At 46.9% G+C, this 16,588-nt stretch carries 18 protein-coding genes; 12 read left to right on the plus strand and 6 right to left on the minus strand.

Annotated features, from left to right (window positions below):
* The first annotated feature begins 127 nt into the window (after nt 1-127).
* The 8 genes from ACR2PX_RS25220 (at nt 128) to ACR2PX_RS25255 (ending at nt 9,090) form a co-directional block, all read left to right on the plus strand.
* Nucleotides 128-2,233, plus strand: a complete 2,106-nt coding sequence (locus ACR2PX_RS25220; protein ID WP_434002112.1) for an HsdM family class I SAM-dependent methyltransferase — start codon at nt 128-130, stop codon at nt 2,231-2,233.
* The gene (locus ACR2PX_RS25225; RefSeq protein WP_434002113.1) at nt 2,230-2,601 is read left to right on the plus strand and encodes a DUF1016 N-terminal domain-containing protein; all 372 of its coding nucleotides are present in this window, start codon (nt 2,230-2,232) and stop codon (nt 2,599-2,601) included. The genes ACR2PX_RS25220 and ACR2PX_RS25225 overlap by 4 nt, the downstream gene beginning before the upstream one ends.
* A gap of 7 nt (nt 2,602-2,608) precedes the next feature.
* Complete coding sequence (locus tag ACR2PX_RS25230; protein ID WP_434002128.1) at nt 2,609-3,292, plus strand: PDDEXK nuclease domain-containing protein; 684 nt, start codon at nt 2,609-2,611, stop codon at nt 3,290-3,292.
* Nucleotides 3,289-3,558, plus strand: a complete 270-nt coding sequence (locus ACR2PX_RS25235; RefSeq protein ID WP_434002114.1) for a hypothetical protein — start codon at nt 3,289-3,291, stop codon at nt 3,556-3,558. Before ACR2PX_RS25230 ends, ACR2PX_RS25235 begins: the two co-directional genes overlap by 4 nt.
* 38 nt (nt 3,559-3,596) lie before the next feature.
* Entirely contained in the window at nt 3,597-4,436 is an 840-nt protein-coding gene (locus ACR2PX_RS25240) for a restriction endonuclease subunit S (protein WP_434002129.1), read from the plus strand.
* Between the two features lie 323 nt (nt 4,437-4,759).
* The gene (locus ACR2PX_RS25245) at nt 4,760-5,353 is read left to right on the plus strand and encodes a nucleotidyltransferase domain-containing protein (protein ID WP_434002115.1); all 594 of its coding nucleotides are present in this window, start codon (nt 4,760-4,762) and stop codon (nt 5,351-5,353) included.
* Nucleotides 5,350-5,766, plus strand: a complete 417-nt coding sequence (locus ACR2PX_RS25250) for a hypothetical protein (protein WP_434002116.1) — start codon at nt 5,350-5,352, stop codon at nt 5,764-5,766. The genes ACR2PX_RS25245 and ACR2PX_RS25250 overlap by 4 nt, the downstream gene beginning before the upstream one ends.
* A gap of 33 nt (nt 5,767-5,799) precedes the next feature.
* Nucleotides 5,800-9,090 (plus strand): type I restriction endonuclease subunit R, encoded by a 3,291-nt coding sequence (locus ACR2PX_RS25255; protein ID WP_434002117.1) that lies wholly within the window; start codon nt 5,800-5,802, stop codon nt 9,088-9,090.
* Nucleotides 9,091-9,143: 53 nt separating this feature from the next.
* On the opposite strand, the gene ACR2PX_RS25260 is transcribed toward ACR2PX_RS25255, so the two are convergent.
* Together ACR2PX_RS25260 and ACR2PX_RS25265 are read right to left on the minus strand one after the other, a co-directional pair.
* Nucleotides 9,144-9,554: a hypothetical protein gene (locus tag ACR2PX_RS25260; protein WP_434002118.1), complete on the minus strand. Its 411-nt coding sequence runs from the start codon at nt 9,552-9,554 to the stop codon at nt 9,144-9,146.
* Entirely contained in the window at nt 9,538-10,233 is a 696-nt protein-coding gene (locus ACR2PX_RS25265; RefSeq protein ID WP_434002119.1) for a hypothetical protein, read from the minus strand. Before ACR2PX_RS25265 ends, ACR2PX_RS25260 begins: the two co-directional genes overlap by 17 nt.
* A gap of 203 nt (nt 10,234-10,436) precedes the next feature.
* On the opposite strand from ACR2PX_RS25265, the gene darT reads away from it, so the two are divergent.
* Genes darT through ACR2PX_RS25285 form a run of 4 tightly spaced genes read left to right on the plus strand, consistent with a single transcriptional unit; the run spans nt 10,437 to nt 12,794 of the window.
* Entirely contained in the window at nt 10,437-11,087 is a 651-nt protein-coding gene (gene darT, locus ACR2PX_RS25270; protein ID WP_434002120.1) for a type II toxin-antitoxin system toxin DNA ADP-ribosyl transferase DarT, read from the plus strand.
* 4 nt (nt 11,088-11,091) lie between these two features.
* Nucleotides 11,092-12,126, plus strand: a complete 1,035-nt coding sequence (gene darG / locus ACR2PX_RS25275) for a type II toxin-antitoxin system antitoxin DNA ADP-ribosyl glycohydrolase DarG (protein WP_434002121.1) — start codon at nt 11,092-11,094, stop codon at nt 12,124-12,126.
* A 58-nt stretch (nt 12,127-12,184) separates the two neighbouring features.
* Nucleotides 12,185-12,400 (plus strand): DarT ssDNA thymidine ADP-ribosyltransferase family protein, encoded by a 216-nt coding sequence (locus ACR2PX_RS25280; RefSeq protein ID WP_434002122.1) that lies wholly within the window; start codon nt 12,185-12,187, stop codon nt 12,398-12,400.
* Nucleotides 12,363-12,794: a hypothetical protein gene (locus ACR2PX_RS25285; RefSeq protein ID WP_434002123.1), complete on the plus strand. Its 432-nt coding sequence runs from the start codon at nt 12,363-12,365 to the stop codon at nt 12,792-12,794. The genes ACR2PX_RS25280 and ACR2PX_RS25285 overlap by 38 nt, the downstream gene beginning before the upstream one ends.
* 68 nt (nt 12,795-12,862) lie before the next feature.
* Here the strand turns inward: ACR2PX_RS25285 and ACR2PX_RS25290 are convergent, their stop codons facing one another.
* From ACR2PX_RS25290 to ACR2PX_RS25305, 4 genes are all read right to left on the minus strand, one after another.
* Nucleotides 12,863-13,381, minus strand: coding sequence for a hypothetical protein (locus ACR2PX_RS25290; RefSeq protein WP_434002124.1), 519 nt, complete (start codon nt 13,379-13,381; stop codon nt 12,863-12,865).
* Nucleotides 13,382-13,647: 266 nt separating this feature from the next.
* On the minus strand, nt 13,648-14,796 hold the full coding sequence (locus tag ACR2PX_RS25295; RefSeq protein ID WP_434002125.1) for a hypothetical protein: 1,149 nt from the start codon (nt 14,794-14,796) through the stop codon (nt 13,648-13,650).
* 266 nt (nt 14,797-15,062) lie between these two features.
* Nucleotides 15,063-15,359, minus strand: coding sequence for a hypothetical protein (locus tag ACR2PX_RS25300; RefSeq protein WP_434002126.1), 297 nt, complete (start codon nt 15,357-15,359; stop codon nt 15,063-15,065).
* A 274-nt stretch (nt 15,360-15,633) separates the two neighbouring features.
* Nucleotides 15,634-16,029 (minus strand): hypothetical protein, encoded by a 396-nt coding sequence (locus ACR2PX_RS25305; protein WP_434002127.1) that lies wholly within the window; start codon nt 16,027-16,029, stop codon nt 15,634-15,636.
* Nucleotides 16,030-16,588: the final 559 nt, after the last annotated feature.

Genomic DNA, 16,588 nt, shown 5'->3' on the forward strand with positions numbered 1-16,588 from the left:
TTATCACCCAAATCTGCACACCCAAAAGTAAGTTCCGCCCATTGTTCAGGAGGTAATGGCAACATAACCTTGACTCATCGCTGAAAAGGATAAGTCAAGTTTGGGATTTGTGATAAAGAGATAGCCCATGAACCTGTCGAAGATGGGTCAGGGAGATATCAAGGACAACCTGGAAAACTATGTTCAGTCCTTCTCCCGTGATGCCCGTGAAATTTTTGAACATTTCAAGTTCGATGAATTTGTCGGCACCCTGAACGAAGCCAACCTGCTGTTTAAGGTACTGCGGAAGTTTGCCACCATCGACCTTAGCCCCCAAACGCCCTCTGATCCAAAAGGCATCAGCAATCACGATATGGGTCTGGTGTTTGAAGAACTAATCCGCCGCTTTGCCGAATCCTCCAACGAAACCGCCGGTGAACACTTTACCCCACGGGATATTGTCGAACTCACCACCTCGCTGGTGTTTATGGAAGACGACGATGCCCTGAACAAAGAAGGCATTATCCGCACCATCTACGACCCCACCGCAGGCACAGGCGGCTTTCTGTCGTCCGGTATGGAATATGTGTACGAACACAACAAAGACGCTGTGATGCGAGCCTTTGGTCAGGAACTGAACCCGGAATCCTACGCCATCTGTAAAGCCGATATGCTGATCAAGGGGCAGGATGTCAGCCGTATCAAGCTGGGCAACACTCTGTCGAGCGATCATCTCAGCGGCGACCAGTTTGACTACATGCTCTCCAATCCGCCGTTCGGGGTGGACTGGAAGAAGATCGAAGGCACCATTAAAGACGAACACACCCTCAAAGGTTACGACGGTCGCTTTGGTCCCGGTCTGCCAAGAGTGTCCGACGGTTCGCTGCTGTTCCTGATGCACCTGATCAGCAAGTTCCGAGATGCTCCTGAAACAAAGAGTACGCCAGAGAACCAAAACCCCAGCCGCATCGGCATTATCCTCAACGGTTCGCCGCTGTTTACCGGCAGTGCAGGCAGCGGTGAAAGCGAGATTCGACGTTATATTCTCGAAGCCGACCTGCTCGAAGCCATTGTCGCCCTGCCCACAGATATGTTCTACAACACCGGCATCGCCACCTATGTGTGGGTGCTGACCAATAAGAAGTCTGCCGAGCGCAAAGGCAAGGTACAGCTTATTAACGGCGTGGACCTGTGCGGCAAAATGCGAAAGTCCCTTGGCTCCAAGCGCAACATCATGAGCGAAGCGGATATTAAAACCATTACCCGTTGCTTTGGTGGGTTTGAAGCGGTTGAACAGCAAGCATTGGATAAACCGGCTGAACAGAAAAGTAGCCGTGGTCGTCAGTCAGCCAATCCGAAGGTTGAAACACCCAAAACCTTTTCCAGCAAAATCTTCGATAGTCATGAATTCGGCTACCGTCGTATTACCGTAGAACGCCCACTGCGCCTGTCAGCTCAGATTACCGATGAAGCCGTAGAAGGCTTACGCTATGCACCCAAGCCGTTTAATGCCGTAATGCGTTGGATGGTTGAAGCCTTTCCTTTAATAAAGAGCGGCGCAGAGTGTCACACCCAACTGTCAGATAACGAAGAAGTCATCCGTACCAGAATCAAAAAAGACTTCAAAGAACTGAAAGAAAAGCAGATAAAAGAAGTGCTGAACGACAAACTCTGGCTGTTCCAGAAAGGTTTGATGGAAAAAGCCCAAAAGCTGCAATCCGCTCTTCATGGTAAGGAGGGTTCGGAGCTGTCTAATGACTTTAACCAGCTGGACACTGATCTGAAAGCCGCTTTAAAAGCCACCAGCATCAAACTGGAAGCCAAAGAAAAGAAACAGTTTCTGGATGCCATTACCCGCAAGAACCCGGAAGCCAAGCCGGTAATAAAGAAAGTGTTAAAAGAGGATGAACAACCGCTGTACGGCGCATTCGACTACAAAGGCAAAGTGGTAGAGTTCCAGACCGATGGCGACCTGCGGGATAACGAGAATATTCCCCTTGATCCGTCCGTCAGCACTACGGATTTGATCGAAACCTACTTCAACCGGGAAGTAGCTCCCCATGTACCCGATGCCTGGATCAATGCCGACAAGTGCGATGCCCAGGACGGTGAGATGGGCATTGTGGGTTACGAGATTCCCTTTAACAGACACTTCTATGTGTATCAGCCGCCCCGTGCGCTGGAAGCCATTGATGCTGACCTGGATGCGGTGAGTACTAGAATCATGAGTCTGTTACAAGAGGTTCACTCATGAGCAAACAAATGAAAGCCGTTAATCTGAGCCTGAACAGCGAATATAAGAGCTGGCTGAAAACACTCAAGCAGAAGGTTTTATCAACCCAGCTCAAAGCTGCCGTTCAGGTGAATTCAACCCTACTGGCTTTTTATTGGGAACTGGGGGAAGACATTGTTCGTCGGCAGGCCCATGCCAACTGGGGGGACGGTTTCCTGAAACAGCTCAGTAAGGATTTAATGGCGGAATTCCCTGAGATCAAAGGGTTTTCCCGCCGAAACCTTGAGTTGATCCGACAGTGGTATCAGTTCTGGTCTGGTCTGGTCTGGTGGCGAGTCAATCACGCAACAGCCTGTTGCGCAATTAACCCAAATTCCCTGGGGACATAATCAGCTTATTATCAATAAGTGCCAAAGTAGACAGGAAGCCTTGTACTATGTGCGAAGCACAATAGAGCATGGCTGGAGCCGGAGTGTACTCACTCACCAGATAGAAAGCGGTCTCTGGCAGCGAGAGGGTAAAGCGGTCAACAACTTCAATGCAACGCTACCTGCCGTCCGGTCCGACCTTGCACAGCAAACCTTGAAAGACCCCTATGTGTTTGACTTTCTTGCCCTTACTGATAATTACACAGAGCGAGAACTGGAACAGGGATTAGTTGAGCATATCACGCAGTTTCTACTGGAACTGGGATCAGGTTTTGCCTACATGGGCAAACAGTTTCATATACAAGTAGGTCAGCGGGATTTTTATATTGATTTGCTGTTTTACCATACCCACCTTCATTGCCATGTAGTGATTGAATTAAAAACTATGGACTTTGAACCGGAACACGCAGGCAAACTGAATTTTTATATCAAAGCGGTAGATGAACTGGTACGCAGGGAGGGCGATGCGCCCACCATCGGTATTCTGCTGTGCAAGAACAAAGATAAGTTGGTGGCAGAATACGCTCTGAGTGATATTCAGAAGCCCATCGGTGTGTCGGAATATCAACTGACCCAATCACTGCCGGAAAATCTGCAATCGCAACTGCCCAGTATTGAAGAGATTGAGCAGGGTTTGGGAGGTGAGTTGTGAGTGGGCAGAGGGAAGTTAAAAGTGGCAAGTATGAGGCTTATCCAGAATATAGAGATTCTGGGGTTGAATGGTTAGGTGAAGTTCCAAAAAACTGGAATGCTCGCCAACTCAAATTTCTTTGCTCGTATAATGACGAAGTTCTTTCTGAATCGGTGGCAGCGGATTTTGAAATTGAGTATGTCGATATAGGAAGTGTTTCAGCGTCAGAAGGCATTAAGCGCACAGAAACGATGCTGTTTGATAAAGCACAGTCAGAACCTATTTAGAAGCTATTGCCCCCATTGAAAACCCACCTGAAAATCTAATTGCATCTACAGGGTTTGCGGTAATCAGACCGAATCAGTATTTACACAACCGGTTTGCGGCTTACTGCCTGCGAGCACAAGGTTTTATCAAAGAGGTTGTAGCTCGTTCTGTTGGGGTTAGCTATCCAGCTATCAATGCCTCTGATTTGGTTAATATCAAAACACCAGAACCGCCTTTTGCTGAACAAGACAGCATAGCCAGCTTCCTCGACCACGAAACCGCCAAAATCGACACCCTGATCGAAGAGCAGCAATCCCTGATCCGGCTGTTGAAAGAAAAACGACAGGCGGTGATCAGTCATGCCGTCACCAAGGGGCTGAACCCAAATGCACCGATGAAGGATTCCGGTGTGGAGTGGCTTGGGGAAGTGCCGGAGCATTGGGATGTTTCAAAGCTGAAATATTATGCTTCAGTACAAGGTGGGTTTGCATTTAATAGCGATACTTTCTCTGCTGAAGGCATCCAACTATTACGTATTGGTAACGTATATCAAAACAGACTGGCTCTTGAGCGACAGCCCATTTATGTTAGCTCAGAATACACTACCAGCCTCAAAGATTATGTTGTAAAAGCTGGTGACATATTAATGTCCTTAACTGGCACGCTTGGAAAAAGGGATTATGGATTCGCCGTAATGGTTGATCAATCAGGTCCTTACATGCTTAATCAGCGTGTCGCCAAGGTAATTCCGAAAACAAGAATACTAAGCGAATATCTTCTTTACACTCTTTGGTCAGAAGCTTACTTAACTCAGTTGTATTCACTGCCATCTGGCACAAAACAAGCCAACTTATCCAATGATGATGTTTTGAATATTGCTGTAGCTATCCCCCCCTGAACACGATGAACAGGAGCAGCTCGTTTCTTATCTTTCTTCGAAATTAAAGGAATATGACGAGACAGTTAAAGAGGCAGAATCGGCAATAGGATTAATGCAAGAACGCCGCACTGCCCTAATCTCCGCCGCCGTCACCGGCAAAATCGATGTCCGTGACTGGGTCACTCCGTCATAATATCTGAGTCCGCAATTGTCTAGACACTGTCGAGACAATTCAGATCAGTCCCAAAATGAGCCCGAAAGGTCTTTTTTTTGGACCTTGAAAAGTCCCAATATGAGACCTATAGTTCCCATATTGATACCTCTATAGGAACTACCTCACTGTGTCATCCATCGCTTCGGTACTGTTCACCAAAACTCAGCAACGCCTGCTGGCTGTGCTCTACGGCAAGCCGGACTGCTCTTTTTACCTGAACGAGGTGGCAAGGCTGGCCGGGGTCGGCAAGGGCGCTGTGGTTCGGGAACTCAAGAAAATGACCGAAGCCGGATTGCTCACCACTCACCAGCAGGGGAACCAGCAGCATTATCAGGCAAACCCCGATAACCCCGTATTTGAAGAGCTGAAGGCCATTACCCGTAAAACCTTTGGTGTGCAGGGCGTGATTAAAGAGACTCTGGCTTCCGTATTAAACCAATGTGATATGGCATTTATTTATGGCTCGGTAGCAAAGGGAAAGGAACACGCGGGCAGTGATATAGACATTTTGCTGGTTGGGCATGATTTAAGTTATGGCGTAGTAATGGAGCACCTGGAACCGGCAGAAAATCAGCTGGGGCGAATCATTAATCCTACACTGCTGACGCCTGAAGAATTCCAGCAAAGAGTAGATAGTCAGCAAAGTTTTATCACACGACTTATGGAACAGCCCAAACTCTGGCTGACCGATGAACCCTTAACCGGAGACACGCTATCGTGAAAGAGCTGGATAATCTGGTCAAAATCAACAAGCTCAAAAAAGAGCCCCCCGATGCACAGGAATTTGCAGGGATGGTTCGGGCGGCTGAAACCAAACTCAAAGATGCTGCCATCAGTGGTTTATCCGTCGACAGTCAGTTTTCTCTGGCCTACAGTGCTGCCCATGCTTTGTCACTTGCTGCATTACGCTGGCACGGCTACCGCTCTGAAAGCCGTTATCTGGTGTTCCAGTGTTTGCAGCATACATTAGACTTGAGTCGTGCAAAGTGGCGGGTACTGGACCAATGCCACAACCAGCGCAATCTTGCGGAGTACGAAGGCCACCTGGACATTAACACGCAACTGTTAAAAGAACTGATTGAACTATCCCATGAGTTGTTAAATCTGGTTAAATCACTCCCTGAAATCTCTTAGCATTTTCATGCAGTCACTTTTCAGGCAATGACTATGGACAGTACCACAGAATCCGTCTTCCAGAACGATATGATCGCCCGCCTGCAAGCCAAAGGCTGGCTGCTGGGCAGTGGCGACCAGTACGACCGGGAAACGGCGTTGTATACCAGCGATGTACTGGATTTTGTGAAGAACACCCAACCGAAGGAGTGGCAGAAGTTCTGCAAAAACTTCCCGGTGGATTCGGATCAAAACTTTATTAAGCATTTGGTTACTCAGCTAAAAAAAGCCGATGCCAATGCTATTGATAAAGACTTACGCAGTTTTGGCACCCTGGGCGTGTTGCGTCATGGGTTGAAGATTCGCAATGCCCGGTTCTCCCTCTGCCAGTTTATGCCGGAACATACCCTGAATCCGGATACGCTGGCCCGCTATAAGGAAAACCGTTGTCGTGTGGTGCCGGAGCTGGTTTACAGCCCCTATGCCACCGACGCTCATCTGGCGGAAACCGGCAAGAAAGCCAAGGCATGGCGCATTGACCTGGTATTGTTTGTGAACGGTCTGCCCGTGGCGACGCTGGAGCTGAAATCAGAATTCAAACAGGCCATTGAAAACGCCAAGCGGCAATATCAAAAGACCCGTCTGCCCAAAGACCCGGAAACCGGCAAGCCGGAACCGCTGCTGACCTTTAAACGGGGTGCGCTGGTGCATTTTGCCGTAAGCCAGACTGAAGTTTATATGGCGACCAAACTGGCGGGCAGCGATACCTTCTTTCTGCCATTTAACAAAGGCACGGCGGAAGGCGGTGCAGGTAATGATACGCCTGAAGACCAAAATCAGTACGCCACTGAATACCTGTGGAACGAGGTGCTGCTGCCCGATAACCTGCTGAATATTATCGGTCGGTTTGTGCATTTGCAGATCGAAGAAAAGGAAGACTGGGAAGGTCGCAAGTCGAAAAAGGAAACCCTGATTTTTCCCCGTTATCACCAGTGGGATGTGGTGACCAAGCTGATCGACGCTGCAAAAAGCGAAGGCACGGGCAACAAGTATCTGGTGCAGCACAGTGCCGGTTCCGGTAAATCCAACTCCATTGCCTGGACCGCCCATCAGCTTTCCACCCTGTACGATGACTCTCTAAATAAAGAGTGCAACAAGCTGTTCCATTCGGTGATTGTGATTACCGACCGAACCGTGCTGGACGATCAGCTTCAGGACACCATCTACCAGTTTGAACACGCCGACGGTGTGGTGGGGCGCATCAACAATAAGGAAGGCGACGGCTCCAAGTCGGAGAAGCTGGCATCGGCTCTGGAAAATGCTCAGCCGATTATTATTGTTACCATTCAGACCTTCCCCTATGTACTGGCAGCAATTGAAAATAGCACCAGTCTGAAGGAACGCCGTTACGCTGTGATTGCCGACGAAGCCCATTCGTCACAAACTGGCTCCACCGCCCGTAAGCTGAAAGAAGTGTTAATGGTCGATGCTTCTGAGGCTGAGGATGAAGACAAACAGCTTTCATCGGAAGATGTATTGGATGCCACGGTTGCAGCTCGCAAAGGCAGCAGTAACCTGAATTACTATGCGTTCACGGCAACGCCCAAGGCGAAGACACTGGAGCTGTTTGGCCGCTTGCCCAAGCCCGATCAGCCTGCCTCAGAAAAGAACCTGCCCGAAGCCTTTCATGTGTATTCCATGCGACAGGCTATTGAGGAAGGGTTTATTCTCGATGTGCTGAAAAACTACACCAATTACAAAGTGGCGTATCAACTGGCGCAGAAGATTGAAGCCTCCGACGAAGAAGTAGACAGCAAAAAAGCCAAAGTAAAACTGAACCGCTGGGTGCGGCTCCATGAGTACAATATTTCCCAAAAAGTGAAAGTCATCATCGACCATTACAAAGAGCATGTTATGGGCTTGCTGGGTGGTCAGGCCAAGGCGATGGTGGTCACCAGTTCCCGTAAGGAAGCGGTGCGTTACAAGCTGGCGTTTGATCAATATCTGGCGGACTCTTCCAGTAAAAAGCAAAGCTCCATTGAGGTCATGATTGCTTTCTCCGGCGAGGTGGAATTTCACAAGGACGACCCGGACAGCATTGCCCTGCTGGATCAGAAATACACTGAAACCAATATGAACCCGGCACTGAAAGGCCGGGATATGCGTAAAGCCTTTAACACCGACGACTACCAGATTATGCTGGTGGCCAACAAATTCCAGACCGGCTTTGACCAGCCCAAACTCTGCGCCATGTATGTGGACAAGCCCTTGGGCGGTGTGGAATGTGTGCAAACCCTGTCCCGCCTGAACCGACAATACCCTGGCAAGGCCGAGTGCGGCACCTTTGTGCTGGATTTTGTTAATGAACCGGAAGAGATTCTGGAGGCGTTCCAGCCGTATTACCAGACCGCTGAACTGGCGGATGTGTCGGACCCGGATAAGGTGTTCGATCTGTATGAAAAGCTGCGAGCCAGTGGCATCTTCACCTGGACGGAAGTGGAACGGTTCTGCGAAGCCTTTCTGGCCAAAAGCAAAAGTAATGCGGCAGTCAGTAATATTGTTAAGCCTGCGGTGGATCGCTGGCAGAAGCGGTACAGCTGTGCCATTGAAGCCTATGTTCAGTCCAAGGAACTGTTCGAACGCACCAGGAAGACCAAGGATGCAGTGCTGATCGCCAATGCCGAGAACAGCTTCAAAGAGTGCAAACAGGAAAAAGACCGGCTGGAAATTTTCAAGAAGGATTTAGGCACCTTTACCCGCTTCTACGAGTTTATGTCCCAGATTGTGGACTACGACGATAAGGATCTGGAGAAGCTCAGTCTCTACGCCCGCTACCTGCGCCCGTTACTGCGTGAGAAGGTGATCGAGGAAGACGACATTGACCTGGATAACGTGGTGATGAGCCATTACCGGCTATCCAAGATTCGCCAGCAGGCCATTTCTTTAAAAGAGAGGGAACTGAGGGAAGACACTGAAGGGTATGGCCTGGAACCCGCCAGTGATGTGGGAACTGCCAAGGCAAAGGACAAGAAGGAAGAGTTTCTGTCGCAGATTGTGGCTCGGTTGAATGAGTTGTTTATTACCGATGACCTGAGTGATGGTGACCTGATTAACTACGCCTATACCGTGCGGGATAAGCTGGTTGAGAACGACACCGTAATGAAGCAGATCGAGAACAACACGGCTGATCAGGCTCTACTGGGCGACTTCCCGCAGGCGATTGATGATGCGGTGATGGACAGTAACGAAGCCCAACAGGAAATGATGATGCAGTATCTTTCTAATCCTGAACTGGCGCGAGGGTTTGCGCGGGTTGTGTTTGATATGTTGAAGGGGACTCAATAGTGGGCATACAACAGGGTATTTGGAAGATAGGCGCGCATCAACAAGGGCTTGAATTAAAGTTTAACCTGTTCAAAGCGTGCAACTGAGCCGTGATTCCACTTAACCTTAAAGGCTGAGCCCCCCGTCATTCTCTCGGCCTGCTCCATAATAGCAGGCCACCACCGAACTAGATTCTGTGCTTTATCCCAGTACTTCCTTTTGGCCCATTGCTTATCAAGAAAGAATATTGTGAGGCCGCTTTTGCGGAGCACTTCTTTCTCCGCGTCGCCTTTTCGGAAACGATCCTGGGAAACGACAACCCAACCCTTTTCAGAGGAGAGAGCATTGATCCAATCAACATCCAGAGTATCAGCTGAAAATTTGTCCCTGAGAGCATAAACCTCAACATCGCCTTTGATGCTGGAGAGTTCATGAATCGCATGAGCTAACGCCGGGGGAAGGTTGTTATCAATGAGGTACTTCACCACTGGCAATCCTTTGCTCGAAAGCTATTGCTACATTAACCGCTGTGGCATCAACATCATACAGGCTGGCAACCATTTTGTGATTCTGGTCTTCTGCAAGCCAGCATTGATAAAGAGTTTCCGTAGTGATCCCGGCAGAGGTAATTATGGGTTTACCAAAAGAGCGTTCAGGATCAAGAACAATCTTTTTGCTATTTCTTACCGGGAACCAGCGTAATGCACTGCTTTCATGGCTGTCATATTCAATGCCGGTATACAGTGACGGTTTGATTACTCTGTTAAAGACATTCTGCTTTTTGACCAGATCGACCAAACCTTCTTCACCTGTTGCTTCAGTAACCAAAGCGAATACACTGCGTCCATCGGTCTGGAAACGCTTACAGGTGAAAGGATAGGATTGGTCAAAATATTCTCTTGCAGCTTCAGCGGCTGCTCGAAGAGCTGGCATTGAAACACCATACTCACGGAATGCATTGACAAACCGAATTTCCAGAAGATCCTGAAAACTGATGGTTTCTTCAGCAAAATCAACAACATCAGAGTGCCACAAAGGAGGCTGGTGAGCACGATTACCAGACTCGTAGCCATAGACCCAACGGCGAATTTTTCGGGAAGGTATACCAGTCAGGGCAGATGCTTCAGGAATGCTGTAAAGGCCAACACCTATCAGTGATGACATTGTTAACCTCCCTGCATCATTGACTTCAGTGGATCACAAGTAAACATCAGCATGTCTTCAATATCAAGTCAATCGGCTATTCAATTTAGCACTTGATTATAATCAGACTCACTGGTGTAAATGTTACAAAAAATCATCGGGCACTGCTTTTCCCATAACCTGAAAGGTAAGATATGAAAATGCAGTTTTATATAGGGTAAAGCATGCCAGTACCTGATCCGGTTCGACTTTACCGGCTGACTCACATTGATAATCTGAAGCTCCTGCTGACAAGGGGGGCTTTGCATGCCCCTAATTCAGCTCCTGCCGACGGAATGCAGTATCACACGATCCATGATCCTTCTATCCAGGCATTTCGTCATGAAAGAAAAATTTCCTGTGGGCCTCGCGGCTTCGTTCATGATTACCTTCCATTCTACCTGGGACCACTATCCCCCATGCTTTATAGGCTTCATAAAGGCGGAGTGGATGATTACTCAGAAGGGCAAGAGCCACTGATCTATTTGATCGCCTGGGCTGATGAGATCGCTGAATCAGGAAAGGACTTCGTATTCTCAGATGGGCATGGCATTGCTGCTTTTACTCAATGGTTTGATGATCTCGCTGATCTGGAAAAACTCGACTGGCCTCTCATACTTGGGAAAGAATGGTATGATACGCTGGATGACAATGACCGCAAGCGCCGTAAACAGGCAGAATTTCTGGTGCACGGTGATCTGCCCTGGTCGATGATAAAAGGCATAGCCGCCATTAATCACGAGGTTGCAGCCAGGGTTCAAGAGGAACTGAAACAATTTCCAGACCAGTACAAGCCACCCGTCAGGGTGATTCCTCAATGGTATTATCAGGGTTAAGGGTATGATCAAACTAACGCAGGGAAATTTGCTGAGGGCAAACGCTGACGCGCTGGTCAATACCGTTAACTGTGTTGGCTATATGGGTAGAGGCATCGCACTTCAGTTTAAAAAAGTCTTCCCCGAAAATTTTACTGCTTACCATCAAGCCTGCAAAAAGCAGCTGGTCGTTCCTGGCAGCATGTTGGTGTATGAATCTGGCGATATGATTCAACGCAGGGTGATCATTAACTTTCCAACCAAAAGACACTGGCGTAATCCTTCCAGAATGGAAGATGTTGAATCTGGCCTGTTGGCGCTGGTTGAGGAAGTAAAAGCCAGAAATATTAAAAGTATTGCTATCCCCCCTCTAGGGTGTGGACTGGGGGGCCTCGACTGGTCAGAAGTCAAGCCTCGTATCGAAGCGGCATTTTCTGAACTGCCAGATGTAGAAGTGCTGCTATACGAACCCAAAGGTGCACCGGCCCCAAAAGGGGCACCAGCCCCAAAAGATCAACCTGTAAGTACCAGTAAGCCTGAAATGAGCCATTCACAGGCACTCATGATTCTGTTAATGGCTCGCTATCATCAGTTTGATTATAGTCTTTCACTGCTTGAGTTCCATAAGCTGGCTTACCTACTTCAAGAACAAGGTGCAGACCTGAAGCTTCGATATAAAGCTCACCATTACGGACCCTATGCAACGAACATTCGTCATCTGTTGTTCAAAATGGAAGGGCACTTTATTACTGGGTCTGGCGATGATGAGAACCCTGAACGCGAGATCGAACTCTTGCCGGGAGCAGTTGAAGAAGCTGAAGCATTTCTTAGTGGGAATGAAGAAGCACGCGTTTGGTTAGAAGCCGTGTCCCGATTGATTGATGGTTTTGAAACTCCTTACGGTATGGAATTACTTTCGTCTGTTCTCTGGGTGAAAAATCATGAGAACGTTTCATCCGCTGAAGATGTGATGACTAAAATTCGTACCTGGTCGAAACGTAAAGCCAATATGTTCACCCCTTTCCAGGTTAAAGCTACGTTGTCACACCTGAGTCAATGAATATCTCTCAGTATTCCGGCAAACTGGGTAAGATTTTATCTATTGCTGGAATATCTGAGTGCCTCGTTCAAGCTATCAATACAAGAAACTTCTCTACCACTTAACGCCGTTATCCAATCTGGAAAATATTCTGGAGTGTGGTCTGTTACCTCGCAATCAGCTTAACTCGGGCACCTTTGATGATGTGACCAATGCTGACATACTCACCTCTCGAGAGCGACAGGAACTGGGTAATTATGTCCCCCTTCCACTTCTTTCCCGGAACCCCCTTTGATGGCAGTATACAAGCCATGTCCACACACCAGGGCAAGGCGTTCGTTCTGATCACAGTATATAGAGCTCTTGCAAAGAATGGTGGCTGGACAGTCATTCCACAACACCCATTAGCAGAACCTCAACCTGAAATGCTGGAGTATGATAAAGGAATAGAGGCTATTGACTGGGATGCCATGGATCTACGTGACTATCATAACGCGCACTCAAAGAGTGTCTGTATGGCTGAGTGCTTGTCTCCAGCTCCCGTAAAGGATACAAGTTTTGTCTCTATCTTTGTGCCCAATGAGGAAGTCAGAGATGCAGTCCTTACCTTGAAAAAAGCCAGAGGGGCTACCTTTCACGTAAATACTAACTCTCATATGTTCCTGACCACAGAGTCATCAAGTACCTAAACGAATGAAGCATACTGCCATGCTGATTGATCTTCTCACCACAGCGTAGAATTTCCAGCTTGGCAGTATCACTGGGACAAGATCTGTATCTCATCCATAAACCGCTGAATATCCGATTCTACCTGCTTGGTAGTCGCTGCCAACTCTTCATCCGAACGAGCTACGATGCTGTAGCGAGTCTTGATGGTCAGGAAGTAATCCGGATTGATTTCCAAAGCATGATAAGTGTACTCATGATCGACGGTTTCTCTGACCTTCCATTTTAAATAGCCAATGCTGTTGATAACGACCCATTGGAAATCGTCAGGTGGGAGTAGTATCAGAAACTCTTCATCCTCTGGAGACAGGCCAGAGTCATCAAAATTTCTTTGATAGGTATTGTTACCGTCAGGGCCATTAAAATACTGGTCATAACCTTTAGTTATCTGCTCTTCAAGAGTCATGCCCTTCTCTCTTTGGTTTAGATATAAGGAGATATACAGGGCAGCCATCCTATTGACTTCCGACTTTTTGTTTTTAGCGTAGTAGCGCCAAATACTGCCATCGACCTCAACGGCTTGACTCCACCGGCTATCTTCTTCGCTCATCTCAATCATGCTAGAACAATCAAAAGTTACACTTTCTAGTGAATCTCTTTCATATAATGCTGCTAGATTAAAGTACTCCGTCATATTGCCAGGCATTTTATATCGCATTTCAAAGCTAGGTAGGCAATGCACAGTTTTGAGATAACTTTGCTCATATGCGGGTCCGACCGGGTTAACCCTTTTGCATGCAAACAGTAAGGATAAAATTCCCATTAGCAATACCACCTGAAATGTTTTGTGCGACTGCCTGAACATCAACCCTTCACCTACATAGCCTGCATATACTTCTTTACTTTTTCAGCGGACTTATCATCACCAGCCAGGGTAAGAAAGCGATGGTAAGCTTCAAGGCTGATATAAGGCAAGGTATGAGGACTCTCTGCCGGGTTGGATTCAGACGTTCCCTTTACCTTTGACCAAAACGACACACTCCGCTTTATAGATTCTCTATCCATATGATTCCTGCCCGCCAGATTTGGAACTAGATCAAAGGGGTTGTCCTTATCTGGAGCTGCTTTCTTTATACCTACCGAAACCAAGATTCGGTTGGTCTCTTTCTTGTTATTTCCCCCGGCATGAAATACAACAGTATTTTTATCCAGAGAAGAGCCTGGATAGTTTCTCAGATGATGCTTTACTGCCTGTTTAAATATTATTCCTCCTTGGCTATGTACCACCCACTTGACCACATTTCCTTTACGTTGTACATCTGCTAGAACAGCTGCTAAGTGGCGAGACACTTCTGTTGTCAAACCTAGGTTATCTCTGGCTGACTCATAGAAATCAGGTGCCGGACCATCACTGGGGTTATGGAAGAGAGTAAAATTATTTATTTCATCATCCGGATAGGCATGCTCTGAATGCACTCCCATCAACCAGGTTGCATACTCCAATTCATTCAGCATGCCATTCACAGCGGCATGCTCCGTTTTAACGTCAATAACAGGACGCCCAAGTGACCAGCTTCGCTCAAGGTTTTTAGCATCTTTAAGAGAGGAATTGGCTGAAAATCTTGTTTTCCCCACTTTTCTGATATTGTGTAAAGAAGCTCTTTCTCCCTTCCCCCCAGGAATGGGCTCAAGCATTCTCCTATTGAGCAAGATACTAGAAACAACCACCAGTTCAGCGGTAACCTGATACTTCATCGTGAAGTAATGGACTGTTTTAGCTTTAAAAAAATTGGGACGGAGTGTATTAACCATACCCCCTGATGGATGAGGGATACTGGCCAGTTCTTCAACACCTTTGATCACCTTGTCCTGGTCATAGCCATTAAGGCTATTCAGGTAGGTCAGTGCTTCTGGCTCAATGTAGATTTTCTTGCCAATCGTCTTTCGAAACCAGCCCTGTCCATTAGGATTCTCATAACGAACCGCACTGCCTACTCTATCAGTAGAATCAATTCTGGCATCCATTCCCACAACATCACTCCTTTAAAAATGTTACTCATTCCAGACTGTGGATAGGTTATAGGCTTTGGGAATTGTTGACAATATGATCAGAATCTCGATTTATAGAAGCTGTACACACTTTTAATGTTTCTATTCTTTAGTATTTTATTTTTAAATTAATCAGATCGAGTCAAAGCTAACTGTTAAGTATTCTGATAGGAACGGTTCCCTGAGATTAAAATCACCATTAACTGAAGCGAGGGGGGAGGAATCCATTCATCCCTCCCTTTCTATTTTACCAGCTTCAGCATCTCAACTTTGTTGTAGCGTGACCCATCATTTCTAAATGAAGAATCACGATAATACTCACCACTCGGGACTTTGATGACATCGCCTTTTTGAGTATTCAGTTTTAGAAGAAAGGTGACTCGAGTTGTCATACGGGCTTCACGTCTCCAGTGCTGAACCTTGTCGCCGCCTTCAGGAGAATCAAACCAACCCATAAACCGATAGGCCACTTCCTCTTCCCTGAATACGTTGACATGTTGGTCATACATTTCACCTATCGTTGGGTTTGGATACGTCATAAGCATCCCTTTCTGCCATTGAGACAGATTGCCTATCAGCCCAGAAGGGCTGGGCTTCCATGAATGAAAAAACGTCGCATTAATCATGTGTGATCAGGTAGGTTTGAAGATTACATTATTTGATAGGAAGCTAACTACTTCGTAAATAAACGTTTACCCTTATCTGGATTGATTGAACGGTATTAGTTGTAAGCGCCAGCATTGTAATCGTCGAGTTTGGAGATAATTCTGTGTTTATACTGGCGCAGACTTCTTTTGGCAGGCAGGAGCTTACTTAGCTGGTCATCTTTTTTGTCTTTGCGGAGTTACTAACTTCTCCCCAATCATTAACTTTCCACTCTGTAACCTCATTTCTTGCATTTCGAGCACAATCTTTCAGCACTCTCTCCATCAATGAGTGAGGAAAATCAACGCAGGTTACATTTTCAATAATGGTGATAATCGGGGTTAGCCTAGAGTTTGTATGGGCTGATGAGTCAATCACATCTTCTAAATTATTGCCTATAACACAGTAGAATTTCTGTGAATAAACATTCCAGCCTATATAAACTACATGATTGGGAAACCACAAAACATGCCTTGTAGTTTTTTTGAAGAGATATCTCTTACTAATAAAGCCACCTAACACACCCGACATTGCTGCGATCAGTACTACTGACAGTCCTTCCATAAGAAACCTCCTTATCAGAAAAATATTTTTTCAGGCATTCTTTTGAGACTTCTTTTTCAGGCTTTGGTTCCCAAGAATGAAAGTGCGCCTTGCTTAAAAAGCCTGGACTGAAGTGATAACCAACAACTTTGAATTGCACACAAGAGTTAGTACTAATGTTGTGTTTGCGAGACCTCTACAACCTTAGATAAGTACCTATGGGACTCCACGTCCAGCCCCCCCAGGGTTCCCCCCCCCATCACTCATCATCTTGAACAGTTGCAATAAAGTGTTAATCTTTCAGGCTTCCACTATCATCACCAAACTGCTGAATAAAAGTGACTTGAGGCAGCTCACTGCTGGCCTGTTGATAATCGCCATCCATTTTGTTCAATTCAGCTATGGCTGCTGTAGCAGCTCTAGGAGCCTGTCGGACTTATGCTTTCGAGTATAAATTTCAGTAGAACGAGTCGAATTATTCGATGGATTCGTGAGAATAGTTGACCTATTTAATCGAATTCATCGAATAATTGGGCCGTTCTTTCTGGAATTTAGGCCGAAATAGTCTTAAGTCCGACAG

This window comes from Endozoicomonas sp., from assembly GCF_051008435.1.
GTDB lineage: Bacteria > Pseudomonadota > Gammaproteobacteria > Pseudomonadales > Endozoicomonadaceae > Endozoicomonas_A.

What these genes read in the sequence shown, in the direction of transcription:
- ACR2PX_RS25295 (WP_434002125.1), bottom strand. Translation starts at nt 14,796, where the DNA reads ATGGATGCCAGAATTGATTCTACTGATAGAGTAGGCAGTGCGGTTCGT.
- ACR2PX_RS25220 (WP_434002112.1), top strand. Translation starts at nt 128, where the DNA reads ATGAACCTGTCGAAGATGGGTCAGGGAGATATCAAGGACAACCTGGAA.
- darG (WP_434002121.1), top strand. Translation starts at nt 11,092, where the DNA reads ATGATCAAACTAACGCAGGGAAATTTGCTGAGGGCAAACGCTGACGCG.
- ACR2PX_RS25255 (WP_434002117.1), top strand. Translation starts at nt 5,800, where the DNA reads ATGGACAGTACCACAGAATCCGTCTTCCAGAACGATATGATCGCCCGC.
- ACR2PX_RS25225 (WP_434002113.1), top strand. Translation starts at nt 2,230, where the DNA reads ATGAGCAAACAAATGAAAGCCGTTAATCTGAGCCTGAACAGCGAATAT.
- ACR2PX_RS25265 (WP_434002119.1), bottom strand. Translation starts at nt 10,233, where the DNA reads ATGTCATCACTGATAGGTGTTGGCCTTTACAGCATTCCTGAAGCATCT.
- ACR2PX_RS25290 (WP_434002124.1), bottom strand. Translation starts at nt 13,381, where the DNA reads ATGAGCGAAGAAGATAGCCGGTGGAGTCAAGCCGTTGAGGTCGATGGC.
- ACR2PX_RS25300 (WP_434002126.1), bottom strand. Translation starts at nt 15,359, where the DNA reads ATGACGTATCCAAACCCAACGATAGGTGAAATGTATGACCAACATGTC.
- darT (WP_434002120.1), top strand. Translation starts at nt 10,437, where the DNA reads ATGCCAGTACCTGATCCGGTTCGACTTTACCGGCTGACTCACATTGAT.
- ACR2PX_RS25285 (WP_434002123.1), top strand. Translation starts at nt 12,363, where the DNA reads ATGTCCCCCTTCCACTTCTTTCCCGGAACCCCCTTTGATGGCAGTATA.
- ACR2PX_RS25305 (WP_434002127.1), bottom strand. Translation starts at nt 16,029, where the DNA reads ATGGAAGGACTGTCAGTAGTACTGATCGCAGCAATGTCGGGTGTGTTA.